The sequence below is a fragment of the Rubrobacter calidifluminis genome (genome assembly GCF_028617075.1).
GTDB lineage: Bacteria > Actinomycetota > Rubrobacteria > Rubrobacterales > Rubrobacteraceae > Rubrobacter_E > Rubrobacter_E calidifluminis.
Window position 1 is genome coordinate 256094 of sequence record NZ_JAQKGV010000001.1, and the last position, 25179, is coordinate 281272.

Genomic DNA, 25179 nt, shown 5'->3' on the forward strand with positions numbered 1-25179 from the left:
CTGGCAGGTGCGACGGTCGCCTCACCCGGTCGATGTGGTGCTCAGGATTGGTTTAGAGCCGCTCGATGACGGTCGCGGTGGACATGCCGTGCCCGATGCACATCACCTGCAGACCGAGCTGCCCGTCGGTGGCCTCGAGCCCGTAGAGCAGCTTCGCCAGGAGCCCGCCGCCGGTCGCGCCGAGCGGGTGGCCGTGGGCGATCGCGCCGCCCCACGGGTTGACCTTCTCCATGTCCGGCTCGAGCTCGGCGGCCCAGGCGAGTACCACGGTGGCGAAGGCCTCGTTTATCTCGATCCAGTCGAGGTCTAGGATCGAGATACCGGCCTTCTTGAGCGCGAGCCGCGTCGCCGGGATGACCCCGGTGAGTTGCATGGTGGGATCGCTCCCGACCGCGACCCGCGCCAGGAAGCGCGCCCGGGGCTTGAGCTCCGCCGCCTCAGCGGTCTCGCGGGCGGCGACGAGCACGGCGGAGGCTCCGTCGGAGATCTGGGAGGAGTTCCCCGCCGTGACGATCCCGTCCTCGCGGAAGACCGGCGCAAGCTGCGCCATCTTCTGCGGGTCCACGCTGTGGCGGACGCCCTCGTCGGCGGTGAGCTCGACCTCGTTCCCCTCCGCATCGAGGCCTCTGGTGGGCAGGATCTCGGGATGCTCGCCCCTCGCTGCGGCCCGCCGGTGGCTCTCGGCGGACAAAGAGTCGGCGTCGTTGCGGGTTATGCCCCACGCCTCCGCGATCCTCTCTGCGCTCTCGCCCTGGTGGACGAGTTCCTTCCTGGACAGAAGTTCCGGGTCGAGCTTCTCGAAGCCGCCGCCGATGTCGCTGAACATCGGGACGCGGGTCATGCTCTCGACGCCGCAGGCGACGACGAAGCGGGCGTCACCGGCGGCGATGGCCTGGGCGGCGAAGTGGACGGCCTGCTGGCTCGAGCCGCACATGCGGTTGAGGGTCACGGCGGGTACCTCGTCCGGAAGTCCGGCGAGCATCACCGCGAGACGGCCCACGTTCGCTCCCTGCTCGCCGGCCTGGGTGACGCAGCCGCAGATCACGTCGTCGATCTCCTCCGGCGCGAGCCCGGAGCGCCTGACGAGGCCTCTCAGGGCGTGGGCCAGGAGCGAGGTGGGCCTCGTCTCCCGTAAGGTCCCGTCGCGCCTTCCGAACGGGGTGCGTACCGCCTCGACTATCACCGGCTCTGGCATTCTCATCCCTCCACCGTGGTGAGCGTAAGGCTGCTCGGGTGATCGGGGTCGTGGAAGATCCTCTGGTGGGCCACCTCGGTGCGCGAGGAGCGGGCGCCGCTCTCGCCGGTGTTCAGGTTGCGGTCCCAGCGCGGGAAGCTGCTGGAGGTCACCTCGAGCCGGATCCTGTGCCCGGCCCGGAAGGTGTTGCCGGTCGCCCAGAGGTCTATCCTGTACTCGTAGACCTCGCCGGGTTTTATGGGCGAGGGGGCGGTGGGGGAGATCACACCCGGCTCCGGGTAGCTCTCGCGGGCGCTCGCCCGGATGATGCCGTCGGCTATCCCGATCGCACGCCCGTCGGGGTGCACGTCCACCAGCCGGGCGACGAAGTCGGTGTCCGGGGCCGAGGAGGCGGCGAAGAGCCTCACCCAGACCGGCCCGAGCACGGTGTAATCGTGCTCCAGCGGCCGGCTCGTGTAGCACAGGACGTCCGGGCGCTCCTCGTTGGGGGACTGGTCGCGGGCCCCGGCCCGGTAGATCTGGGGCATGAGTATGCTCCCGCCGAGGGTGGGGACCGGGTCTTTGGGGTCGTAGTCGTAGGCGTCGGGCTCCCCGGAGGGCGCCTCCCGGGTGAGCGAGCCGCCGCCCGAGAGGTGCCAGACCTCCTCACGCGCCCCTGGCGGGGGCCACTCCTCGTAGCCGCGCCAGCGGTTCTCGCCCATCACGAAGACCTCGACCGGCGGGCGGTCGGCGAGAGCTTCTTCCCTGCCTTTCAGCGTCGCGTCGAAGAAGCGCAGGTGGTAGTCGGCGAGGTCCCCCCGGTAGTTGAGAAGGATACCCGAGCTCCCGATGCCGAAGTCCAGCTCCCCGAGTGTGCTCCCGAAGTTGCCGTGCGTCCAGGGACCGACGAGCAGGCGCGGCGGCGCCGTGCCGCGCCGCTCCGCCACCTCCTTCATCGCCGCGTACTGGCGCAGAGTCTCGCCGAGGAAGATGTCGTACCAGCCGCCGATGTGCAGCGTGACCGCCGAGACGTTACCGTACCTGCCGTCGATGTTCAGCTGCTCCCACCACCCGTCGTCCACGCCACGCTCGAAGCCCTCCCGGACGAACGGGGTGAGGCCGTCCGGGTCCGGCAGCTTCGTGAGCGGCAGCACGTCGTATCCGCCGCCGGCCTGGAGGGTGTCTATCGCGGCGACGAGCTCCGGGAGCTTACGCCCGAGCTGCTGCGGGTCGTCGCGGTAGCGCCGGAAGAGGATGTCCGGGGCTATGGTCGTGACGGCCCAGGAGTAGATGGTCCCGAGCTCGTAGGCCCCGCCGCGCATCTGGGCGCCGTTGAGGTGGTTCCCCCAGGTGATACCGGGGACCATGCTCAGGAGGGAGGGCGGCTTCGTCACCGCGGCCTGCCACTGGGTCTTGCCGTAGTAGGAGAGCCCGAACATCCCGACCCGGCCGTCTGCGCCCGGGAGCCGCGCGGCCCACTCGACGGTGTCGTGGCCGTCCTCGTACTCGCTGGCGAAAGGCTCGAATTCCCCGCCGGAGGCGAAGCGCCCCCGCACGTCCTGCACGACGACGATGTAGCCGCTCCCGTCGGCGCGTACCGGGTCGAGGAAGGTGGTGTAGGAGGGGATGTCCTTCCCGTAGGGCAGACGGGTCAGGAGGACCGGGTAGGGCCCGCCTTCGGCCGGACGGTAGACGTTTGAGAAGAGCGTCGTCCCGTCGCGCATCGTGGCCGGGACGTTCTTCTGAACGACGACTTCCCGGGTCTGCGGTGGCATGGATCCCCTCCTTCTCAAGGAGCGCGCGGCTCCGTTCTTCCTCGGGGATATCTTACGCCCGGATGGAGCGTTTTCTACTGGCTCTTCGCCACCGAGTAGTCCTTGAACTGCTCGCGCAGCGCCATCTTCAGGAACTTGCCGGTCGCCGTGTGCGGTATCGCCTCGACGAACTCCACCGCGTCCGGGAGCTGCCACTTCGGGAAATGCGGTGCGATGTGGGAGATTATCTCCTCCGCGGTCGCGCTCCGGCCCTCCTTGAGGACGACCACCGCGAGCGGGCGCTCCTGCCACTTCGGGTCCGGGATGGCGATCACGGCGGCCTCCGCGACGGCGTCGTGCGACATGATCGCGTTCTCGAGCGCCACCGAGCTGATCCACTCGCCACCGCTCTTTATCAGGTCTTTGGAGCGGTCCTGGATCTCGATGTAGCCGTTCTCGTCTATGGTGACGATGTCGCCGGTGCGGAACCAGCCATCCTCGGTGAACTTGTCTTTCCCCTCTTCGGTGTTGAAGTAGCTGCTCGCGACCCACGGCCCCCTGACCTCGAGCTCGCCCATGGTCTTCCCGTCCCAGGGGACGAGGTCCACCGCCCCACGCGCCCGGAACTCGATGAACGCCGCCGGAGGGCCCTGCTTCGCCCTGATCCGGTACTTCTCGTCCTCGGACAGGTCGTCCATCCAGCTGCGCAGGTTGCACACCGAGCCGACCGGGTCCATCTCGGTCATCCCCCAGGCGTGCACGACGTTGAGGCCGTGACGCTCCTGATAAGCCCGGATCATGCCCTCCGGCGCCGCCGAGCCGCCGATGACGATGGCGCGCATCGCCGAGAGGTCGTGGGCCCCGGGGCTCGCGTCCAGCTCGCGCAGGACCCCGAGGAAGACCGTGGGCACCCCGGCGGTGATCGTCACCCGCTCCTGCTCGAAATCCTCCAGCAGGCTCTTCGGGTCGAGGTGCGGCCCCGGCAGGACCTGCTTGGCCCCGACGAGCGTCGAGACGAACGGGATGCCCCAGGCGTTGACGTGGAACATCGGGACGACCGGGAGCACCGAGTCGCGCTCGGCTATCCCGAGCATGTCGCTCATCCCGAGCGAGATGGAGTGCAGGCAGATGGAGCGGTGCGAGTAGAGCACCCCCTTGGGCCTCCCGGTGGTCCCCGAGGTGTAGCACATCGCCGCCGCATCCCACTCGTCCGGCTCGGGGTAGGAGAAGGCACCCTCGTCGGCCTCCTCGACGAGCCGCTCGTAGTCGAGCATGCCCTCCGGAGCCCCGCCGCCGTGGGTGAAGACGATCGTGTGGTCCAGCTCGACCCGGTCCCTGAAGCCGTCGAGGAGGTCCAGTAGCGTCTCGTCGACCATGAGCACCCGGTCTTCCGCGTGCTTGATTATGTAGGCGATGTCGTCCGCCGAGAGGCGCGGGTTTATCGTGTGCAGGACACCCTCCGCGCACGGGATGCCGAAGTAGGCCTCCAGGTGCTGGTAGGTGTTCCACCCGAGCGTCGCCACCCGGTCACCGGGACGCACCCCGAGCGCTCTGAGCGCCACGGAGAGCTTCTTCGTCCGCCGGACGAAATCCCGGTAGGTGTAGCGGTGGAAGCTTTTGTCCGGACACCGGGTGACTATTTCCTTCGGGCCGTAGAGGGCTTCGGCCCGCCGGAGCATGGCCGGGAGCGTGAGCTGGTACTCCATCGTGAGGCCTCTCACCGCATCTTCCTCCTGATCCTTGCGTGCCGGTCCCGCCGTGGGACGGCCCCTTTCCCTCACAAAACGGTCGTGTTCGATGTTAACATTCACCATGATCCGGGACAACGTATGGGATGCTCGAAGCCCGTGCTGCCCGGGTGAGATCTGCCACGGAGAGGAAGGGCGATGGAGTCGGAGCTCGTACAGTTCATTGTGCTTCTGGTGTTGTTCGCGGTGATCCTCGTCGGGGCCTACTGGTTCGTGTACCTCCCCGGAGGGAACAACCACCGGCGCGGTAGTTAGGGGGGAGGGTGCAGGTCTCGGCGAAGACGGACTACGCGCTGCGGGCCGCCGTCGAGCTGGCGCGGGCCGCGATGTCCTCCGAGGGCCCGGTCAAGGGCGAGCGGCTCGCGGAGGAACAGGACATCCCGCGCAAGTTTCTGGAAAATATCCTGCTCGACCTCAAGCGCGCCGGGATAGTGAGAACCCAGCGCGGAGCCTCCGGGGGCTACTGGCTCGCCGTGCCACCCGAAGAGGTGCGGCTTGCCGACGTGATCCGGGCGGTCGAGGGGCCTCTGGCCAACGTGCGGGGTGAGTGGCCGGAGGAGGTCGAGTACGGCGGGGCAGCCCGGCCGTTGCAGCGGGTCTGGATCGCGGTGCGCGCCAACCTGCGCGCCGTGCTCGAGAAGGTGACGCTCGCGGACGTGGTAAGAGGGGAGCTGCCCGAGCACGTCGTCAGTCTTACCGAGGACCCGGAGGCCTGGGTCCACCACTGAGCCCCCTTACCTGAGGCTGTCCTCCTCGATCTCCGCCGGGGTCTTCAGATAACCCAGGAACTCCAGCTTCTCGATGACCTTCCGCGCGCTCTCCTGCGGGCTCTCCTGGTCGGTCCTGAGGTGCAGCTCCGGGGCGGCCGGCGGCTCGTAGGGGTCCGAAACGCCGGTGAACTGCTCGATCTCGCCGTTGAAAGCCTTCTTGTAGAGGCCCTTGACGTCGCGTTCGGCGCAGACCTCCAGCGGAGCATCCACGAAGACCTCGACGAAGTCGATGATCCTGCGCCGCACCTGGTCGCGCGCCTCCTTGTACGGCGAGATGGCGCTCACGATCACCGCCACCCCGTTGCGCGTCAGCAGGTTCGCCACGAACCCGATCCTGAGCACGTTCACGTTGCGGTCCTCGCGGCTGAAGCCGAGCCCTTTGGAGAGGTTGGTCCGGACGATGTCGCCGTCCAGAACCTCGACTTTGCGTCCCCTCTCCCTGAGCTCGCGCTCGACTATCTCGGAGATGGTGGTCTTCCCGGCCCCCGAGAGCCCGGTGAACCAGAGCGTGAACCCGCGCTCCTCGCCCGGCAGGTACCTGTACATGTTCCCTCCTCAGCTCTCTCTGCGTTCTCTCATGCCTTCTATCAGAACCTCGACGACCTCGGGTCTGGAGAACTCCGGCGGCGGGTACTCCCCGCGCCCGAGCATCTCGCGCACCCTGGTGCCGGAGAAGAAGACGTGTGATTCGGCGTCGTGCGGGCAGGTCTTGGTGGTGGCCATCCCGCCGCAGTTGAGGCAGAAGAAGGCGTGCTCGAAGAAGAGCGGCGTGATCCCGAGCTCGTCCTCCTCGAATTCGTCGAAGATGGCCTGCGCGTCGTAGGTGCCGTAGTAGCTTCCGACCCCGGCGTGGTCGCGCCCGACGATGAAGTGGGTGCAGCCGTAGTTCTTGCGGCAGATGGCATGGAAGATGGCCTCCCTCGGGCCGGCGTAGCGCATCGCCGCCGGGAAGACCGCGAGCACCGTGCGGTCTTTGGGGTAGTAGCGCTCGAGCAGCACCTCGTAGGAGCGCATCCGCACGTCCGCCGGGATGTCGTCCGACTTGGTCTCGCCCACCAGCGGGTTCAGGAGCAACCCGTCGACGGTCTCGAGTGCGCTCTTCTGGATGTACTCGTGCGCCCGGTGGACGGGGTTTCTGGTCTGGAAACCGACGATGCGCCGCCAGCCTTTCTCGCGGAAGATCTCCCTGAGCTCCGCGGGTTCGTGGTAGTAACCGGGGAAAGGCCGCGGCGTGGGCTCTTCGACGAGCAGCGTGACCTGACCCCCCACCAGCAGCTCCCCCTGCCGGAAGAGGCTGGCCACTCCGGGGTGCTTCTCTTCGGTGGTCTTGTAGACCTCTTTCGCCTCCCGCTCCCTGTCGTAGGGGTATACCTCCTCGACCGCCATAGTGGCCACGACGTGGCCGTCCTGGGCGGTGAGGGCGATCTCCCCGCCCTCGCGCACGCCTTCGAGCTCCTCACGGTCCGCCGCGAGCGTCACCGGCATGCTCCACGCGAGCCCACCGGCGAGGCGCATGCCCTCGACGACGCTCTCGTAGTCCTCGCGGTTCATGAAGCCCTCGAGGGGCGAGAAGACGCCCGTCGAGATCATCTCCAGGTCGGAGAGCGCTCTCGGCCCGAGCCTGAGGCGGGGCAGCCGTCGCGCCTCCTCCAGCCGCTCCTCCCGCTCGTCCTCTGTCGCCCGTCGGTCGACGAGCATCCCGCCGTGTGGCGCGATGGGATCCTTTTCGGTCAGCAAACTATTCTTCCTCCATCGGAAATCGATGCATGAGAGGTCAAACTTACCATGTATCCGCGGCCGGTTCTACGCCGCGCTCCTTATGACGTTTGCGGCGAGCTGGTAGTAATAGGGCAGGCAGTGCTCGTAGACCTCCTGCAGACCGGCGGATAGCTCCGGGTCGCGGCGTTCTACGGGCTCTATCCCGGTGCTTTTCTGCGCCCGCTCGTGCCACTCCTCCCACCGCTCCCACTCCGGGACTTCCGCGGGCCGCCACGAGAGGGCGCCGGGGTCGAAGGGGACGCCTACCCGCTCGCAGTAGGCGGCGAGGATCCCCTCCGGATCCTCGCTGAAGCTCATCGCGTCGACGACGACGGGGCTCTGTCCGGTGCGCTCGACGAGCCTGAAGAGCCGGTAGGCCTGCTCGTAGCCGGTCTCCTCCAGCGTGAAGTCCGGCCACATCTTCCTCAGCGAGGAGATCACGTACTTCGGCTCCCGCACTATGAAGGTGTTGACGAAACGCGAGACGAACTCCTCGTCCATGAACCCCCGTAAGTGGTAGGCCATGTCCTTCACGAAGACCCGCCTCTCGCGCGGGCGCAGGATCTCCTCCAGCACCCTCCCGTAGTTGTACTCGGGCCTGGGGGGCTCGTCTTTGTAGCGGTCGCTGCGACGCTCCTCGCTGTAGTAGTAGGAGGCGGAGAAGGGTTCGTGGAAGACCTCGAAGTCCTCCCTCTCCACGAAGACCCTCTCGAAGGCGGTGGATATGGACCTCGGCACCGCCCACAGCGCTATCGGTTTTTGATCTTCCATTCGTAACCTCCTGACTCTCTCGCTATATATTCCCATCCCTCCCGCCGGATGTCGGCCACCCGGCCCCTTGACGCCCGTCCCGGAACCACTTAAGATTTTTCCACTTTGTAAGTTAAAAAAGTAATACAGGCAGAGAAAGGAGAGATATTTCGTGAGGAGGCTGCTGCTGCTCGGCATAGCGGGTTTGTTCGCGCAGCTCGTGGACGGGTCGTTGGGGATGTCCTACGGGGTCTCTTCGACGACCTTGCTGCTCGCCTTCGGGGTGGCGCCGGCTCTGGCTTCAGCGAGCGTACACATCTCGGAGGTGGCGACGACGTTCGCCTCGGGGGTCTCGCACACGCGTTTCGGCAACGTGGACTGGTCGAAGGTGATCTGGATGGCCTTACCCGGGGCGGTCGGGGCGTTTCTCGGGGCCGTTGCGATCAGCTACATCGCGGTTGAGGTGGCCGAGCCCGTGGTGGCGGTCTTCCTTTTCCTGCTCGGGGTCTACATTCTGGCGCGCTTCGGTTTCAGGAGGAAGGACCGGGTGGTCGAGGTGAGGCCCATAGCGAGGAGGTTTCTGGTTCCGCTCGGGTTCGTCGCCGGGTTTCTGGATGCGGCCGGGGGTGGGGGATGGGGTCCTATCGGCTCCTCGACGCTGCTCTCCTCGGGTCGGATGGAGCCGCGCAAGGTCGTCGGGACGGTCGACACGAGCGAGTTCATCGTGACGGTAGCCGGCGCCTTCGGGTTTTTGCTCTCGCTGAGCCTCTCCGAGATCCCCTGGCAGGTGGTCGGGGCGCTGCTCGTCGGTGGGATCGTGGCGGCCCCGATCGCGGCGTGGCTGGTGCGGCTTTTGCCGGCGCGGGTGATGGGGGTTCTGGTCGCCGGGATCATACTGGTCACCAACGCCCAGACGTTCCTCGATGCGGTCGGGCTCGGAAGCCTGGTATCGAACGTCATCTACGCCGCGATCGTCGTCGTGTGCCTCGCGGCGATAGGCTTCGCCATCTGGACGCTGCGGGAGCAGAAGAAGGCAGAGGGCGAGCCGGCCTGAGGGCGGGAGATCACCGTCCGGGGCCGCGTCGAGCGGCCCCTTTCTTTTGCTTTTTGACGGCGCTCTGTGCCCTGGTGTAACTTTGAGCCAGAAGTCTCCGGCGGAAAGGGGATGCTTTGGCGCACGGCAGGGTGGAGTTCTACTACGACCTCGTGAGCCCGTACTCCTACCTGGCGTACGGTCGGGTGGGGCGCATCTGCGAGAAACACGGGGCGGATCTCGTCTTGAAGCCGGTGCTGCTCGGGGCTCTGCACAAGGCCGCCGGGATAAAGGCCCCGGTGGAGAGCCCGATGAAGGCCCGCTACCAGGAGCGGGACATCCGGCGCTGGGCCCGCCGCTACGGGCTGCCGCTGCGGTTCCCGGACCCCTTCCCGTTCCGCACGCTCAAGACGATGCGCGCGGCGGTCTACTGCGAGAGCCTCGGGAAACTTCCGGATTTCACCCGCGAGGCGTTCACGCTCTACTGGGAGGAGGGTGGGGCCCCCAAAGGGTTCGAGGAGGCCTGCGAGGACGGCCCGCTCGCGGAGGTGGCGCGCAGGATCGGGGTAGAGCCGGAGGAGCTTCTCGCCGGGGCCTCCGCGCAGGAGGCGAAGGACGCCCTCCGGGCGGCGACCGAAAAGGCGCTCGGGCGCGGGGTCTTCGCCGCCCCGACCTTCTTCGTCGGGGACGAGATGTTCTGGGGCAACGACCGGCTGGATTTCGTCGAGGAGGCGCTGGATGGCTGAGGAGTTCGGGGTTCGTTCGGTCGAGGTGGATCTCGGCGGGAAGAGGGCGCTCGTCACGGGGGGTGCGAGCGGGATCGGGAGGGCGTGCGCCGGCCGGCTCGCTCAGGCCGGGGCGAGGGTCGCGGTGCTGGACCTCGACGGCGAGGGGGCGCGGAAGGTCGCGCGCGAGATCGGCGGGGAGGCCATCGAGGCCGACCTCTCGGACCTCGAGGCCGTCGGAGAGCTCGGTATATCCGCCGACATCGTCGTCAACAACGCCGGGCTGCAGCACGTCGCTCCGGTCGAGGAGTTCCCGCCGGAGATGTTCACGAAGATCATCCGGATCATGCTCGAGGCACCGTTTCTGCTCGTCAGGCAGGCGCTGCCCGGGATGTACGAGCGGGGGTGGGGCAGGGTCGTAAACATCTCCAGCGTCCACGGGCTCGTCGCTTCCGAGTACAAGAGCGCCTACGTCGCGGCCAAGCACGGGCTGGAGGGTTTCTCGAAGGTGCTCGCGCTCGAGGGCGGCCCGAAGGGCGTGACCTCCAACTGCATCTGCCCGGCGTACGTCAGGACGCCGCTGGTGGAGGGTCAGATCTCGGACCAGGCCCGCCGCCACGGGATCCCGGAGAGCGAGGTGATAGAGAAGATAATGCTCGCCGAGCCCGCGATAAAGCGCCTCGTCGAGCCCGAGGAGGTCGCCGAGATGGTCCTCTACCTCTGCTCACCCGCCGCCTCTTTCATAAACGGCGCCTCGCTCACGATAGACGGCGGCTCGACCGCCCGCTAGGCTGGTAGGATAGCCGCAGAGAGAGGAGAGCCGAGGGAAAGGAACGTCCGATGCAGACCGTCACCGAGGGCACGCTGCTCTGGGAGCCTTCCGAAGAGTTCAGAGAGAGGGCCAACCTGACCCGCTACATGCGCTGGCTGCGAGAGGAACGCGGGCTCTCTTTCGAGGATTACCACGAGCTGTGGAGGTGGTCGGTGGAGAGCCTGGAGGATTTCTGGGGGAGCCTGTGGGAGTACTGCGGGGTCCTCCACGACGGCTCCTACGAGAAGGTCCTCGCCGAACGCACCATGCCCGGCGCCCGCTGGTTCGAGGGGACCCGACTCAACTACGCCGAGCACATCTTCCGCAAGGGCTCTCCGCAGAGGAGCGCGCTGGTCCATGCTTCGGAGCTCAGGCCCCTCGGCCAGGAGAGCTGGGGGGAGCTCGAGAGCCGGGTCGCCTCCCTCGCCGCGGGCCTGAGGGAGCTCGGGGTCGGGCGGGGGGATAGGGTCGTCGCCTACCTCCCGAACATCCCCGAGGCGATCGAGGCGTTCCTCGCGTGTGCTTCGATCGGGGCGATCTGGTCCAGCTGCTCGCCGGACTTCGGTGTCGGGAGCGTCGTGGACCGCTTCCGGCAGATAGAGCCGAAGGTGCTCCTGGCGGTCGACGGCTACCGCTACGGCGGGCGCGACTACGACCGGATGGAGGTCGTGGCGAGGATAGAGCGTGAGATCCCGAGCCTCGAGAAGACCGTCCTTCTACCCTACCTGAGCGAGAGGCCGGACGTCGCCCTTCTCGGGAACGCGATGGGCTGGGAGGAGCTCCTCGCCTCCGGCGAGGGCGCCCCGCTCACCTTCGAGCGCGTCCCGTTCGACCACCCCCTGTGGGTACTCTACTCCTCCGGGACGACGGGGCTGCCGAAGGCGATCGTGCAGGGACACGGCGGGATACTGCTGGAGCATCTCAAGCAGATCGAACTGCAGATGGACCTCGGAGAGGACGATCGCTTCTTCTGGTTCACGACGACCGGATGGATGATGTGGAACATCGTCGTGGCGGGCCTCCTCTCCGGGGCGGCGGCGCTCCTGTACGACGGCAACCCCGGATACCCGGACATGTACGCCCTCTGGCGCTTCGCCGGGGAGACCGGGATGACCCACTTCGGGACCAGCGCCGCGTACATCACCGCGTGCATGAAGGCGGGGATAGAGCCGGGACGCGAGCTCGGGCTCCCGCGCCTGAGGGCGATAGGCTCGACCGGCTCGCCGCTGCCGCCCGAGGGGTTCGCCTGGGCCTACGAGCACGTCAGGCGCGACCACTGGCTCTTCTCGACCAGCGGCGGCACCGATTTGTGCACCGCGTTCGTCGGGGGCTGCCCGCTCCTTCCCGTGCGGGCCGGCGAGCTGCAGTGCCGCGCTTTGGGGGCGAAGGTCGAGGCCTTCGACGAGGAGGGCAACCCGCTCGTGGACGAGGTGGGGGAGCTCGTCATCACCGAGCCGATGCCCTCGATGCCGCTGTATCTTTGGGGGGACGAGAGCGGCGAGCGTTACCGGGAGAGCTACTTCTCGATGTACCCCGGGGTGTGGCGGCACGGCGACTGGATCAAGATAAAGAAGAGCGGCTCGTGCGTCATCTACGGCAGGAGCGACTCCACGATAAACCGCGGCGGCGTCAGGATGGGGACCGCCGAGATCTACTCGGCCGTCGAGAGTGTCCCGGAGGTTCTCGACTCGCTCGTCGTCGACGTCCAGCGTCCCGACGGGACCGCCTACATGCCGCTCTTCGTGGTGCTCCGCGAGGGTGTGGACCTCACCGCGGAGATCGAAGCCGAGATAAAGCGGCGCATAAGGGAGTACTGCTCGCCCCGGCACGTCCCGGACGAGATCCTCTCGGTCCCCGAGATCCCGAAGACCCTCAACGGCAAGCGGCTCGAGGTGCCGGTCAAGAGGATCCTCTCCGGGACCCCGCCGGAGAAGGCGGCGAGCCGCGACGCCCTGGCGAACCCGCGCTCTCTGGACGTGTTCGTGGAGCTCGCGAGGAGGGAGGAGAGTTGAGCTACGAGACGGTCATCTTCGAGAGGCGGGGTGCGGTCGCCGAGATCGCGCTGAACCGCCCCCGGGCGCTGAACGCCTTCGACGCCACCATGCACCGCGAGCTCTACGACGCGCTCGGCCGTGCCGCGGAGGACGAGGAGGCGCGGGCCCTGCTCCTGCGCGGGGAGGGGCGGGCCTTCTCCTCCGGCGCCGACCTGAAGGACGAGGGCGTGCGCGGCGAGGACGGCTCGCTCGCGGACCTCGGGGACTACCTGCGACGCACCTACTCCCGCACCGTTCTGCTACTTGCCTCGATGGAGAAGCCGGTCGTCGCGGCGCTCGGCGGCGTCGTCTACGGGGCGGGCGTCGGGATCGCGCTCTCCTGCGACCTGAGGGTCGCCGCCGAGGACGCCCGCATCTCGGTCGCCTTCGTCAACATCGGGCTCATGCCCGACGCCGGGACGACCTTCTTCCTGCCGCGGGTCGTGGGGCTGGGGCGGGCTATGGAGCTGAGCCTGCTCGGCGACGAGATCGGGGCGGAGGAGGCGGCCCGCATCGGGCTCGTCAACCGCGTCGTCCCGGCGGAGAGGCTGCTCGAGGAAGCCCGCTCCCTCTCGGAGAGGCTCGCCGCGATGCCGACCCGCGCCCTCGGCGAGACCCGCCGGGCGCTTCGGCGGAGCTTCGAGAGCGGCCTGGAGGAGGCGCTGGAGCGGGAGGCGGAGGGACAGTCGCGCTGCGGGCGTACCCGCGACTTCGAGGAGGGCGTGCAGGCGTTCTTCGAGAGACGGGATCCCCGCTTCACCGGGCGCTAGAGTCGGAGTTGTCGGCCGGGACGCCCCTCTCCGAGCACCTCCTCGCCGGCTTGATGTCCAGGATCGGGGTGCCGTCCAGCGCCTCGAGGTCGCGCACGAGGATCCTTCCGCCCTGGATCTCGACAACTTCGACCGGGTGCAGCCCGATAGGGTTCGGCCTGTCCGGGGAGCGGGTGCAGAACACACCGCGCTCGCCCCCGGAAGGATCCCCGCGGGGTCGCACCCGCAGCACGTCCCGGCTGGCGCGGTCGAGCCAGCTGAGAACGAGGATCTCGTCCCCCTCCCTGATTCCTTCGAGCCCCGGCACCGCCCACCCCTCGAGCAAGATCCAGGCGTCCGGCGCCCCCTCGCAGCCCTGCTTCGGCGCCGACGCCCTGTCGGTGAGCGGCGACTTTACCCACCCGATCGGGACCGGGTCTATCTCCTTACCGTCCATCCATGCCCTCCATCGTCTCCTGCCCGGTCCTCTCCTCCAGGAGGATGTCCGGGCCCACCTCCTCCAGGCCCGCCACCCCCGAGAGGGCCAGCGTGAGTTCGAGCTCGGCCATCATGTGGTCGATGACCGCCCCGACACCCTCGGCCCCGGCCAGCGCCAGGCCGTAGACGTAAGGACGTCCTATCCCGACCGCCCGGGCGCCGAGCGCGAGGGCCTTGACCACGTCTGCTCCGGTGCGTACCCCGCCGTCCATGAGGACCGGCACCCTGCCGCCCACCGCCCGGGCCACCTGCGGGAGCGCCTCCAGGGAGGAGATCGCCCCGTCCACCTGCCTCCCGCCGTGGTTGGAGACGACGATCCCGTCGACCCCCAGCTCTACGGCCCTCGCGGCGTCTTCGGGGTGGAGGATGCCTTTGAGGAGCAGCGGCAGCGCCGTCGCCTCCCGCACCCGCCGCACATCGTCCCAGGAGAGCTCGGGGAAGGAGTAGGTCGCGACGAAGCGCTGCACCGCCCGTCGCCCTCGCCCCAGGCTCCCACCGCCCAGCCGGCGCAGGGCGAGCATGGTCTTCAGCAGCGAGGGGGAAGGCCGTATCCGGGGTGATGGGCCCTCCTGGGAGTCCTCCAGCGAACCCATGAACTCCGGGTCCGTCACGTACTGGGCCAGCCCCCGCCCCTCGAGGAACGGCAGGTGACCGAGGTCCAGATCCCGGGGCCGCCAGCCGAGCTGGACCGTGTCCACCGTCAGGACCACGCCGGCGCATCCCGCGGATTCCGCCCGGCGCAGGAAGCTCTCCACCACCCGCCGCTCCGTGGGGTGGTAGAGCTGGAAGAAACGCGGGGTGTCGGGGCCCACCGCGTCCATCACCCCCGCCGCGGCCTCGATAGGACGGGAGCTCTGGTTCGAGAAGATCACCGGGACGCCACGCCCGGCGGCGGCCCGGGCGACGGCGAGGTCGGCGTCGGGGTGCGCCAGCTCCAGCACCCCGATCGGGCAGAGGAACAGCGGCGCGGCCCACCGCCGCCCGAAGAGCCCCACCTCCAGAGATGGGGGCCCGGCCCCGCGCAGCATCCGGGGACGCAGCGCGTAGCGGTCGAAGGCCGCCCGGTTGCGGGCCATCGTCCTCTCGAGCCCCGCCCCGCCCGCCACGTACGCCCACGCCCTGCGCGACATCCTCCGCCTCGCCGCCCGCTCCAGAGCATCCGGGTGGGTGGGGACCACGGGCTTCTTCCCGAGGAGACCCTCCAGGTAGATCTTCTGCTGGATCCTGCGTCCGATCATGGCTTTCCACCCGGGAGGCATTCTAAACCCCGCGGCGGGTATGATGTCTCCCCATCGAGACACCACATGCGGCACCCGGTCTTTGCCCCCGTTCACCTCGATTTGTAGGATTCCGGTGATCACCTCGCGGCCGCTGTGCGCGTCTGCACGAAACGTTCGTCCCGGGCGGATCTTTTCCTTTTACGGTTGTGGGAGGTCGGCTCGTGTCCCATCCCGAACTGAGGGTGGCGGACCGTGCGACGAGTGAGGGCGGGGCTCGAAACCGGCCGGGCGGCCTTTTCTTACTCGGGATCGAAGAGCCGCCTCGGGTTCTCCTCGAAGATGGTCTTTATCTGTTCGTCGGTTATGCCGGCCTTCTTCATGCGGGGGACGATGTTCTCGAAGAGGTGGGTGATGTGCCAGTTCGCGACGAGCTCCTGCACCTCCTCGGGGAAGCTCAGGGGGCGTCCGAGCCAGTGGTTGACGGTGTCGTGGGAGAGGAGGATGCTGTCGGTGTGGCCGAGGCCCAAAAGCCCCACGACGCACGCCAGGCGCATCTCGTCCGGCGGCATCCCTACGAGCCCCTGCAGCCCGAAGCGGTCGAAGGCGATGTTGACCCCGTGTTCGAGGGTGGCGAGGTGGTAGGAGATGTCGGTGTTGCCGTCCATGTGTCCGATCTGGATGCGCCGGGGGTCCGCCCCTTCGGAGACGAGCAACTCTGCCTGATCCGGGGCGGCGGTCCCCTCCTGGGTGTGGGTTATGATCGGCACCCCCGTCTCCCGCTGCACCCGGGCCCCGGCGCGGAAGAACATAGCCTCGTAGTCGGTGATGCGGTCTTTGCTCGAGGCGAGCTTGATGACCCCGGCCTTTATCCCGGTGTCTGCGATGCCCCCGGTGACCTCGCGCAGCATCATCTCGTAGATCTCGCCCTCGGCCACGCCGAACGACTGGCGGAACTTGAAGTACGCCGGGGCTCCCTCGCCCTCGTAGTAGTAGCCGGTGGAGCAGACGATGTTGATGCCGCTCCTCTCCGAGATCTCGCGCAGGAGCTCCGGGTCCCGCCCGCAGTCGTTGGGGGTGGCGTCTATCACGGTGGAGACGCCGTGGGATTTGACCCTCTCAGCGACCTCGAGACCGACCCTGAGCGCCTCCTCCCGGTCGTAGGGGCCGAAGGTGACGTCCCCCTGGTAACCCGGGTAGCCGAAGACGAAATGCTCGTGCACGAGCGTCCTCCCGAGGTCGTCGGACGAGACGGGGCCGGTGACGGTGTTGACGGTCGCTGCCAAGGTTCCTCCTCTCCTCTTCCCTCGCCGGTCATTGTTGCACCGGGAGCCGGGATGCGGCAAGTTGTCCCCGGACCGCCCGGGGGCTAACATCCCTTGCACAGGGGAATCCTGCGGGGAAAGGGAGGTTTGCGATGATCGAGAGGCACTACGAGTTCTGGCCGAGGCGGCTGCCGCGCTCGCTCTCGCTGCCCGAGACGGGCGTCTTCCACAACCTCGCGGTCTCCGCCGCCCGCTACCCGGAGAAGCCGGCGATCGTCTACTACGGCACGGAGATCCCCTACCGGCGCCTGCTCGCCGAGGCGGAGGGGGTGGCCTCGTTCCTGCAGCGCGAGGCGGGGGTGGCCAGGGGCGATCGGGTGATGCTCTACCTGCAGAACAGCCCGCAGTTCTTCGCGGCTTTCTACGGGGCTCTGCGCGCCGGGGCCGCGGTCGTGCCGGTAAACCCGATGCTCACGACCGGCGAGCTCGAGCACTACGTCGCCGACAGCGGGGCGAAGGTCGCCTTCTGCGGGCAGGAGCTCTACGGGCGGCTCGCCCCACTCCTCGGGCGGGAGAACCTCGAACACGCCGTCGTCGCGGCCTACTCGGACTACCTGCAGGAGGAGACGGACCTGCCGCTCCCGCCGGAGGTCGAGGCGGGGTGTGAGGTGCCGGAGGGGGCCGTGCCATGGGGCGAGGTTCTCGCCGCGGGTGGATCTCCCGGGCCGCTCGAGACCGGGCCGGAGGACATGGCGCTCCTGCCGTACACCTCCGGGACGACGGGCGCGCCGAAGGGGTGTATCCACACCAACCGCACGCTGCAGGCGACGCTCGTGGGGGCGGCGGTATGGAACACCGTGACGCAGGAGGCGGTCGCGCTGTGCACGCTGCCGCTCTTCCACGTCACCGGGATGCAGCACAGCATGAACGCCCCGGTCTACGCCGGGGGTACGGTCGTGCTCATGACCCGGTGGGACAGGGAGGTCGCCGCCGGGCTCATCGAGCGCCACCGGGTGACCCACTGGACGAACATCTCGACGATGGTCGTGGACTTCCTGGCGAGCCCCCGCATCGCCGAACGCGACCTCTCCTCGCTCGTGTTGGTCGGGGGCGGAGGGGCGGCGCTCCCGGAGGCGGTGGGGGAGAGGCTCTACGAGCTCACCGGGCTGCGCTACGCCGAGGGCTACGGGCTCTCCGAGACCATCTCCCAGACCCACATAAACCCGCCGGACAGGCCCAAGCTGCAGTGCCTCGGCATCCCGTCCTTCGACGTGGACGCCCGGGTGGTCGACCCGGAGACCCTGGAGGAGCTCGGGCCCGGGAAGGAGGGCGAGATCGTGGTCTGTGGTCCGCAGGTCTTCCGGGGTTACTGGAGGAGGCCCGAGGAGGACGAGAAGGTCTTCTTCTGGCGGGAGGGCAAGCGCTTCTTCCGCACCGGCGACCTCGGATACTACGACGAAGAGGGCTACTTCTTCATGGTCGACCGGATCAAGCGCATGATCAACGCCGGCGGCTACAAGGTGTGGCCCGCCGAGGTGGAGTCGGTCCTCTACCGGCATCCCGCGGTGCAGGAAGTCTGCGTCATCCGCTCTCCCGACCCCCGGCGCGGCGAGACGGTCAAGGCCGTCGTCGTGCCGAAGGAGGAGGCGCGCGCCGGCATCACCGCCGAAGAGATAATAGAGTGGGCGAAGGAGAGGATGGCCGCCTACAAATACCCGCGGCTGGTCGAGTTCGCCGACGAGCTGCCCAAGAGCGGCTCCGGCAAGATCCTCTGGCGCGTCTTGCAGGAGCGGGAGGAGAAGGCGGCCGGAGGCCGGTAGAGTAAGAGGGGAGGATGGTGAGGATGGATCTTCCGTCCACGATGAAGGCGGCGCGCTTCTACGAAGTCGGGAGGCCGCTCGAGGTCGAGGAGGTTCCGGTGCCAGAGATCCGGGAGGACGAGGTGCTGGTGCGGGTGCGGGCCGCCGGGATCTGCGGCTCGGACGTGCACATCGTCTTCGAGGGCATCACGCCGACCGCCTTCACCCCGATAACCCTGGGGCACGAGCCCGCCGGGGTCGTCGCCGCGGTGGGCTCGCGGGTCGAAGGCTGGGAGCCGGGGGAGAGGGTCTCGGTCACGCCGTTCTATTTCTGCGGCGCCTGTCCCAACTGTCTCGCCGGGCACGCCGAGGTCTGCAGGGAGAGGAAGGTCGTCGGGATACACGCCGACGGGGCCCTGGCCGAGTACATGGCCGTCCCGGCGCGCAACCTGATCCCGCTGCCCGACGGCGTCCCGTTCGAGGTCGGGGCGATCGTCACCGACGCGGTCGCGACCCCCTTCCACGCGCTCGCCGACCGGGCCGCGCTCTCACCCGGCGAGACCGTCGCGATCTTCGGAGCCGGAGGGCTCGGGCTGCACGCCGTACAGCTCGCCAGGCTCTGCGGGGCGCGGAAGATCTTCGTCGTCGACGTGCGCGAGGAGCAGCTCGAGCGCGCCCGCCGGGCCGGGGCGGACGTGACCGTGAACCCCGGCGAGACCTCCCCCGTCGAGGAGATCCTGGATGAGACCGGAGGTGTCGGGGTCGACGTCGCGGCCGAGTTCATCGGGCTCGGGGAGACGATCGCGCAGGCCGTAGAGTGCGTCGTCTCCGGGGGGAGGGTCGTGGTCTGCGGGCTCGGGGCCGAGCCCATCAAGATCCTCCCCCCGACGGTCTTCGTGCGGAAGCAGATCTCCTTCCTCGGCTCCTACGGGTTCACCAAGCGCAACATCGGGCGGCTGCTCGAGCTCGTCTCGGCCGGGAGGCTCGACCTGGAGCGCTCCATCACCCACACCTTCCCGCTCGAGGAGGTGAACACCGCGCTCAGGTACCTGCACGAGAAGATAGAGGATCCGATCCGGATAGCCGTAACCCTACCCTGACACCTGACCCTGCGGCACCGCCTCCTCGCTCTCGGGCTCCATCGGCCCTGCTCCCTCGCCGATCCCGGCGTAGACGTCCGGGCGGCGCGAGCGGAGGAACGCGCCCACCAGGAGCCCCGCCAGGCCGCCGCCGAAGAGGATCACCGGCAGGATCACGGTGAGCGGGCTGAGCGGCGCCGTCGTGGAGCTGGTGATGAGCACGTTGAAGTTCGCGACGCCGAGGACGAGCAGCGCGACGAGCAGCACGCCCGCGACGGTGGGTGCTATCGTGGTGGTCCAGCGGCCGAGTTCGGCCTCCGGGTTGCGCCGGAAGTAGCTCGCGACCGCGAACGAGGTCACGGACATCAGCAGCAGCACCCCCAGGGCCCCGAGGTTGGTCAGCCAGGTGAAGAGGGTGAGCAGCGGGTTGAGCCCGAGGATGGCGAAGATCCCGAAGACCACCACCGCGAGCAGCGACTGGGAGATCGAGGCGATCCAGGGCGATCCCGTCCGCGGGTGCACCCGCCCGAAGAGGCGCGGCAGGACCCCCTCGCGCCCGAGCGCGAAGATGTAGCGGGCGACCGCGTTGTGGAACGAGAGGTTGGCGGCGAAGATGCTGGTGATGAAGAGCAGCGAGGCCGCATCGCCCCACGCCACCCCGAGCCGCTCCTGCCCGGCGATGAAGAGCACGGTCGTCGGATCCGGGGTCCCGGCGGTCGCGTAGCCGGCCTTGAGCATCGCCTTCGGGTCTACCATCGTGTCCGGGCCGGCGGCGACCCCGACCATCCAGCTCGAGAGGGCGTAGAAAAGGGCGATGAAGCTCACCCCGATCAGGGTCGCCCGCGCGACGGTCTTGCGCGGGTTGCGGCACTCCTCGGAGTAGATCGCCGCCGACTCGAAACCCATGAACGAGGCGACGCTGAAGGTGAGCGTCGCCCCGGCCGCCGCGCCGAAGGCGACGAGCGGGTTGAAGCCGATCGTGGTGAGGCCCTCGGGGCCCGGCTTGGCCAGGACCGCGAGGTCGAAGAGCGCCACGGCGAGCACCTCGAGGGTGAGCAGCACCGCGAGCACCCGGGCGTTGAGGTCTATCTGCAGCACCCCGAGGACGGCGATTACGGCCCATCCCACCAGGACCCAGACCCACCACGGCTCGTTTATCCCGAGCCGGCCGGACATGAACGCCCCGAAGGCAACCCCGAAGAGACCGTAGATCCCGATCTGCATCGCGTTGTACGCGATGAGCGCGACGAAGGCCGCACCCACGCCCCCGACCTTGCCGAGCCCGCGCGAGACGTAGGAGTAGAACGCCCCGGCGTTGGCGACGTGGCGGCTCATCGCTGCGTAGCCTATCGAGAAGATGCCGAGCACGATGCCCAGGGGTATGAACATGAACGGGACGGCCTTGTTGCCGGTCACCAGGTAGGTCGTGGCCTGACCCCCGGCGACCGCCGTGAGCGGGGCCGAGGCCGCCACGATCATGAACACCAGATGCCCGACCCCGAGCGAGCGTCGCTGGAGCCGCGTTCCTCCGGAGGGGGCGGACCCCCCTGTCGTCTGCGCCATCAGCTTTCTCCTCCTCTCACCTTGTGCTCCCTTCCTGGATCTGCAGCGTCTTCAGGTCCGAGTAGAAGTCGAGGGCGTAGTCGCCACCCTCGCGTCCGATGCCGGAGATGCCCATCCCCCCGAACGGGGCGGTCAGGTCGCGCACCAGGAAGGTGTTGACCCACACGACCCCGGCCCGGACCATCCGGCCCACCCTGTCGGCCCGCCCGAGCGAGGAGGTGTAGATCACGGCGGAGAGCCCGTACTCGGTGGAGTTGGCGAGCGAGACCGCCTCTGCCTCGTCCTCGAACTCCTGTATCGTGAGCACGGGGCCGAAGACCTCCCGCTGGACGATCTCGGCGTCGTTGGATTTCGGGCGGATGAGGGTCGGCTCGTAGAAGAGCGGTCCCACCTCCGAGCGGCGCCCGCCGCGCAGCACCTCGTGCCCCTCGGCGCGGGCGCGTTCGACGAAGCCCTCGACCCGTTTCAGGTGGTCGGGGTGGATGAGCGGCGAGATGGTCGTCCTCTCGTCGCGCGGGTCTCCGAGGACGTGCTCGTCGGCGAAGCGGTCGAACAGCTCCAGGAACTCCCGGGCGACCGAGCGCTGCACCAGGAGCCTGGTCCCGGCCAGGCAGACCTGCCCGGCGTCGTCGTACTGCCCGGCGGCCTTCCTGGCCGCGGCCTCGAGGTCGGCGTCTTCGAAGACGATGAGCGGTCCCTTGCCGCCCATCTCGGCGGTGAACGGCACCAGGTTCCTGGCGGCGGCCTGCCCGATGAGGCGCCCGGTCTCCGGAGAGCCGGTGAACGAGACGCGCCGCACCATCGGGTGCGCCACCAGCGCCGCCCCGGCCTCCTCGCCCATCCCCTGCAGGACGTTGAAGACGCCGGGCGGGAAGCCGGCCTCCTCGGTGAGGTCCGCGAGGAGGCTGGCCGAGAGCGGGGCCCACTCGGCGGGCTTGAGGATCACGGTGCAGCCGGCGGCGAGCGCCGGGGCGACCTTCCAGGTCGAGAGCATGAACGGTGCGTTCCAGGGGGTTATCGTCGCCGCGGGCCCGGCGGGCATCCTCTGCACCCGGTTCCAGGTCCCCTGCGAGCGCCAGTCGCGCTCCTCGTAGGAGGCGGCGAGCCCGGCGTAGGCGCGGAAGTTGCGCGCCCCGCGGTGGATGACCCGCGCCCGCAGCGAGCGCAACAGCATCGCCATGTCCTCGCACTCGACCGCCGCGAGGGACTCGACGTTCTCGTCTATGAGGTCGGCGAGGCGCCTCATGTAGGTGCCCCGCCCCTCGGGCCCCAGGGAAGCCCACCGCGGGAAGGCTTCTTTCGCCGCGCGTACAGCCCGGTCGGCCTCCTCCTCGCCGCCGCGGGAGACGTAGGCGATGGGCTCGCAGCTCATCGGCGAGATCACCTCGAAGCGCTCCCGGCTCGGCACCCTCTCGCCGCCGATGTAGTGGTCGGTCGAGACCTCGACCCCGGCCACCTTCGCGGTGTTCTCGTGCGTTCCTGCGCTCATCTCTGCTGGATCTCCTTGACGGTCTCGAGGTCGTCCACGGTGTAGCCGAGCGTCATCCGGTATCCCCGCCCGACTTTCACCGGGGCGAGGATGTGGTGCTCCTCGCCCTCGGCCGGGTAGAGCTCGAGCGTGGCCTCGCCCTCGACGGCCGTAGAGGAGGCCCGGTCCCGGCTCAGGAGCTTCACCAGCTCGTGCACCTGCGGGTCGTCGTGGCGGCCGCGGGCGAGGCGGGGGAAGTGCCGGACGTTGACGATGGGGGGCGCGTTGTGGCGCGGGCCCTCCTCCGAGGGGCCCTCCACCGTGAGGGTCATGCGTGAGATCATGCGTCCCCGCGCCGAGCAGGTCGCTCCGTAGCGGGCGCCCTCCCCGAGTCCCGGGTCGGCGGCCACCCCCCCGAGCCCGAAGGTGCGGGTCATCCAGATCGACCCGAGCTTCTTGGGGAACCCCTGGATCCAACCGCGCACGAGCGCGAAGTCCTGGTCCACCCAGATGAAGGGGCAGGTGGTGACCTCCTCGCCGTCGAGCAGGGCGTTCACGACGAGGAAGAACTCCCTGTACTGGGCGCGCACCGGGTCCAGAAGCTCCTCGCCCTCCCCGGAGCACGACTGCCAGTCGGCGAAGACCGCCGCGCACCGGCCCGCGTCGGGGTGTGGATCGAGGCCCTCCGGGAGGACCGAGCGGGCGGCGTCGGGGTCGGCCCAGTAGTCCACGACGAGGAGGTCTCCGACGTAGTGCCAGGGCGGGTGGGGGACGAGGCTCGCCCTGCCGGTGCTGGTGCGGGGGATCGAGTAACCTTTCAGGCTCAAGTGGAGACCTCCTCGGGTAGCGGATATCCCAACATCTCCAGGCTCTCGCGCTCGGAGGCTATCGCGGCCTCGTCGAAGCGGAAGTACGAGCGGGGTGGGAGCTGGCCCCAGGTGTTGGACGAGAAGCGGTCGTCGGGCCAGCGGCGGACCTCGTGGTCGTCCTCGAGCTGCTCCATGTCGCAGTAGAGCTCGACGAAGCACTCCTCCTCGACGATGCGCACGTAGGAGGCGATGTTGCCCCCGATGCCGTGCCGGACGGGGCCCCAGGCCACCCACCTGCCGCGGCGGCCCAGGTGGTCGAGCGCGGCGCGCATCTGCCCGATGTCGACGACGTCGAAGGCGAGGTGGTGGAAGTGGGAGTACCCCTTGTCCACGAGCGCCATCACGTGGTGGTCGCGCCCTATGTGCAGCCAGACCCCGCCGTCGCCGAGCCAGTCGGTCACCTTCATCCCGAGCACCCGCGTGTAGAACTCGAGCTGCTCCCGGATGTTCGCGGTGAGGAAGTTGACGTGCCCGAGCCGGCGCGGGTGGCCGGGGGCGGGGTTGGCGAGCGGCCGGGCCTGCGGGGTGAAGCGCATCCTCTCGTCCTCCCGCCGGTATCCGAGGAGCCGCACCCGGTTGCCCTCGGCATCTTCGACCTCGAGCGCGCCCTCCTTCTCCTCCCAGCCGACGCCGCACTCCTCGAGGTGGCGTCGGGCGTCGTCGAGGGTGCACGAGCGGGAGAGCTCGTAGGCGACGTGCCCGAGGCCGCCCTTCTCCGAGTAGACGAGCTCGACGGAGAAGGGCTCGTCGTCGCAGGCCAGGCGTACCCTGTCCGCGCTCCTCTCGCGCTCGGCGAGCCCGAACTCCACGCTCCAGCGCGGGGCGGCCTCGGCGACGTCCCGGGTCAGGAGGCTGACGTGGGCTATGCGGCGCAGCGAGATCATGCGGCCTCCACCCGGACGGGCATGCGCTTTATGCCGTTGAAGAAGTTGGAGCGCAGCCGGTCGACCTTCCCGGCGAGCTCGACCGAGCGCAGCCGCGGGATGAGTTCCTCGAAGGTCACCCGGACCTCCATCCGGGCCAGGTGCGCCCCCAGGCAGAAGTGGACGCCCCCGGGGCCGAAGGTCATGTGCCGGTTGGGGTTTCGCCCGACGTCGAAGGTGTTCGGGTTCTCGAAGACGGCCTCGTCGCGGTTGCCGGAGGTGAACCAGGTCGTCACCTTCGCCCCGGCGGGGATCCTCGTCCCGGCGAGCTCGGTCTCCCGGGTCGTGGTCCTGCGGAAGTGGTGCACCGGGGTCGCCCAGCGCAGCATCTCCTCGGCCGCCGAGGGGTAGAGCGAGGGGTCGCGCCTGAGGCGCTCGAGCTGGTCGGGGTTCTCGATCAGGGCCAGCAGGCCGTGGGTTATCGTGTGGCGGGTCGTCTCGTTGCCGGCGGTGGCCAGAAGCACGAAGTTGACGTCGTACTCGCGTGGGGTGAGCCCGCCGAAGGCCATCTGGGTGATGATGTCGTCCTTGGGGTTCCTGCGGCGCTCGGCGGCGAGGGCGCGTCCGATCCTGAAGAGCTCGAGCGCGGCCGGGCTCGAGAACGGCAGCAGCCGGTGCTCGGGCCTCTCCGGCGGCCGGGCGAACTCCGGGTCCTGGTTGCCGAGCAGGTGGTCGCCGATCTCGATGATGTAGCGCCGCTCCTCCTGCGGGACCCCGAGGATGTCCGCGAAGACGCGCATCGGGATCTCCGAGGAGATCTCGCGCACGAAGTCGAACTCGCCCTTCGGCAGCGCGCCCTCTATCACCTCGCGGGCGACCTGGCGTACCTGATCCTCCCACCCCCGAACCGACTTCGGGGTGAACTTGCCCTTGATGAGCGCCCGGATCTCGTTGTGCCGGGGCGGGTCGAGGTCGATCATGGACTTGCGGGCTTCGATCTGGTCTGGTTCCAGGTCTTCGAGGGAGGTGCCGCCTATCTCCGAGGAGTAGACGTCCCAGCGGCGGTGGACCTCCCGGATGTCCCAGTAGCGGGTCACGGCCCAGAAGCCGGGGCCGTCGGGTTCGGGGTTGAAGTGCACCGGGTCCTCCCGGCGCAGGATCTCGAACCACTCGTGGGGCACCCGCTCGACGAAGGCGTCCGGGTTGGAGAGGTCTATTTCCTCCAGGCTTGCGGTCCTGGTGGCGTCGGTCAT

The 25179-nt window shown here is 68.7% G+C and carries 22 protein-coding genes; 8 read left to right on the plus strand and 14 right to left on the minus strand.

What is annotated here, in order from left to right; translation table 11 throughout:
* Positions 1-52: 52 nt before the first annotated feature.
* The 3 genes from PJB24_RS01295 to PJB24_RS01305 all read right to left on the minus strand — a co-directional run bounded on the left by PJB24_RS01295 (position 53) and on the right by PJB24_RS01305 (position 4649).
* The gene (locus PJB24_RS01295) at positions 53-1195 is read right to left on the minus strand and encodes a thiolase family protein (RefSeq protein ID WP_273841827.1); all 1143 of its coding nucleotides are present in this window, start codon (positions 1193-1195) and stop codon (positions 53-55) included.
* Between the two features lie 2 nt (positions 1196-1197).
* Positions 1198-2949, minus strand: a complete 1752-nt coding sequence (locus PJB24_RS01300) for a CocE/NonD family hydrolase (RefSeq protein WP_273841829.1) — start codon at positions 2947-2949, stop codon at positions 1198-1200.
* A 74-nt stretch (positions 2950-3023) separates the two neighbouring features.
* Positions 3024-4649 (minus strand): long-chain fatty acid--CoA ligase, encoded by a 1626-nt coding sequence (locus tag PJB24_RS01305; RefSeq protein ID WP_273841831.1) that lies wholly within the window; start codon positions 4647-4649, stop codon positions 3024-3026.
* 290 nt (positions 4650-4939) lie between these two features.
* On the opposite strand from PJB24_RS01305, the gene PJB24_RS01310 reads away from it, so the two are divergent.
* Positions 4940-5404, plus strand: a complete 465-nt coding sequence (locus PJB24_RS01310; RefSeq protein ID WP_273841832.1) for an RrF2 family transcriptional regulator — start codon at positions 4940-4942, stop codon at positions 5402-5404.
* A 6-nt stretch (positions 5405-5410) separates the two neighbouring features.
* Here PJB24_RS01310 and cysC read toward each other — a convergent pair whose 3' ends face one another.
* The 3 genes from cysC to PJB24_RS01325 all read right to left on the minus strand — a co-directional run bounded on the left by cysC (position 5411) and on the right by PJB24_RS01325 (position 7975).
* Entirely contained in the window at positions 5411-5992 is a 582-nt protein-coding gene (gene cysC, locus PJB24_RS01315; RefSeq protein WP_273841834.1) for an adenylyl-sulfate kinase, read from the minus strand.
* Positions 5993-6001: 9 nt separating this feature from the next.
* Positions 6002-7183: a sulfate adenylyltransferase gene (gene sat / locus PJB24_RS01320; RefSeq protein ID WP_273841836.1), complete on the minus strand. Its 1182-nt coding sequence runs from the start codon at positions 7181-7183 to the stop codon at positions 6002-6004.
* A gap of 66 nt (positions 7184-7249) precedes the next feature.
* Complete coding sequence (locus tag PJB24_RS01325; protein ID WP_273841837.1) at positions 7250-7975, minus strand: sulfotransferase-like domain-containing protein; 726 nt, start codon at positions 7973-7975, stop codon at positions 7250-7252.
* Positions 7976-8126: 151 nt separating this feature from the next.
* Between PJB24_RS01325 and PJB24_RS01330 the strand changes: the two genes are divergently transcribed.
* The 5 genes from PJB24_RS01330 to PJB24_RS01350 all read left to right on the plus strand — a co-directional run bounded on the left by PJB24_RS01330 (position 8127) and on the right by PJB24_RS01350 (position 13326).
* Positions 8127-9008, plus strand: a complete 882-nt coding sequence (locus tag PJB24_RS01330) for a sulfite exporter TauE/SafE family protein (RefSeq protein ID WP_273841840.1) — start codon at positions 8127-8129, stop codon at positions 9006-9008.
* Positions 9009-9124: 116 nt separating this feature from the next.
* On the plus strand, positions 9125-9733 hold the full coding sequence (locus PJB24_RS01335) for a 2-hydroxychromene-2-carboxylate isomerase (RefSeq protein WP_273841843.1): 609 nt from the start codon (positions 9125-9127) through the stop codon (positions 9731-9733).
* Complete coding sequence (locus PJB24_RS01340; protein WP_273841844.1) at positions 9726-10502, plus strand: 3-hydroxybutyrate dehydrogenase; 777 nt, start codon at positions 9726-9728, stop codon at positions 10500-10502. The genes PJB24_RS01335 and PJB24_RS01340 overlap by 8 nt, the downstream gene beginning before the upstream one ends.
* A gap of 50 nt (positions 10503-10552) precedes the next feature.
* A complete protein-coding gene (locus PJB24_RS01345; RefSeq protein WP_273841847.1) occupies positions 10553-12535 on the plus strand; it encodes an acetoacetate--CoA ligase in 1983 nt (660 codons plus the stop codon).
* Positions 12532-13326: an enoyl-CoA hydratase-related protein gene (locus PJB24_RS01350; RefSeq protein ID WP_273841849.1), complete on the plus strand. Its 795-nt coding sequence runs from the start codon at positions 12532-12534 to the stop codon at positions 13324-13326. Before PJB24_RS01345 ends, PJB24_RS01350 begins: the two co-directional genes overlap by 4 nt.
* Here the strand turns inward: PJB24_RS01350 and tsaA are convergent.
* From tsaA to PJB24_RS01365, 3 genes are all read right to left on the minus strand, one after another.
* Entirely contained in the window at positions 13313-13762 is a 450-nt protein-coding gene (tsaA, locus tag PJB24_RS01355) for a tRNA (N6-threonylcarbamoyladenosine(37)-N6)-methyltransferase TrmO (protein ID WP_273841851.1), read from the minus strand. The two genes, PJB24_RS01350 and tsaA, sit on opposite strands and share 14 nt — an antisense overlap.
* Positions 13752-15041 (minus strand): alpha-hydroxy-acid oxidizing protein, encoded by a 1290-nt coding sequence (locus PJB24_RS01360; RefSeq protein ID WP_273841853.1) that lies wholly within the window; start codon positions 15039-15041, stop codon positions 13752-13754. The genes tsaA and PJB24_RS01360 overlap by 11 nt, the downstream gene beginning before the upstream one ends.
* 281 nt (positions 15042-15322) lie before the next feature.
* Positions 15323-16306, minus strand: a complete 984-nt coding sequence (locus PJB24_RS01365) for a phosphotriesterase family protein (RefSeq protein WP_273841856.1) — start codon at positions 16304-16306, stop codon at positions 15323-15325.
* Between the two features lie 131 nt (positions 16307-16437).
* Between PJB24_RS01365 and PJB24_RS01370 the strand changes: the two genes are divergently transcribed.
* Positions 16438-18105, plus strand: coding sequence for a long-chain fatty acid--CoA ligase (locus tag PJB24_RS01370; RefSeq protein WP_273841858.1), 1668 nt, complete (start codon positions 16438-16440; stop codon positions 18103-18105).
* A 23-nt stretch (positions 18106-18128) separates the two neighbouring features.
* Positions 18129-19184, plus strand: a complete 1056-nt coding sequence (locus tag PJB24_RS01375) for a zinc-dependent alcohol dehydrogenase (protein WP_273841860.1) — start codon at positions 18129-18131, stop codon at positions 19182-19184.
* On the opposite strand, the gene PJB24_RS01380 is transcribed toward PJB24_RS01375, so the two are convergent.
* From PJB24_RS01380 to PJB24_RS01400, 5 genes are read right to left on the minus strand one after another with little or no spacing between them, the layout of a single operon-like run.
* Positions 19176-20726 (minus strand): APC family permease, encoded by a 1551-nt coding sequence (locus PJB24_RS01380; protein WP_273841862.1) that lies wholly within the window; start codon positions 20724-20726, stop codon positions 19176-19178. The genes PJB24_RS01375 and PJB24_RS01380 overlap by 9 nt on opposite strands.
* A gap of 16 nt (positions 20727-20742) precedes the next feature.
* A complete protein-coding gene (locus tag PJB24_RS01385) occupies positions 20743-22215 on the minus strand; it encodes an aldehyde dehydrogenase (RefSeq protein ID WP_273841864.1) in 1473 nt (490 codons plus the stop codon).
* Entirely contained in the window at positions 22212-23021 is an 810-nt protein-coding gene (locus PJB24_RS01390) for an acetoacetate decarboxylase family protein (RefSeq protein ID WP_273841866.1), read from the minus strand. The genes PJB24_RS01385 and PJB24_RS01390 overlap by 4 nt, the downstream gene beginning before the upstream one ends.
* Positions 23018-23947: a VOC family protein gene (locus PJB24_RS01395; protein ID WP_273841868.1), complete on the minus strand. Its 930-nt coding sequence runs from the start codon at positions 23945-23947 to the stop codon at positions 23018-23020. Before PJB24_RS01395 ends, PJB24_RS01390 begins: the two co-directional genes overlap by 4 nt.
* The gene (locus tag PJB24_RS01400; RefSeq protein ID WP_273841871.1) at positions 23944-25179 is read right to left on the minus strand and encodes a cytochrome P450; all 1236 of its coding nucleotides are present in this window, start codon (positions 25177-25179) and stop codon (positions 23944-23946) included. The genes PJB24_RS01395 and PJB24_RS01400 overlap by 4 nt, the downstream gene beginning before the upstream one ends.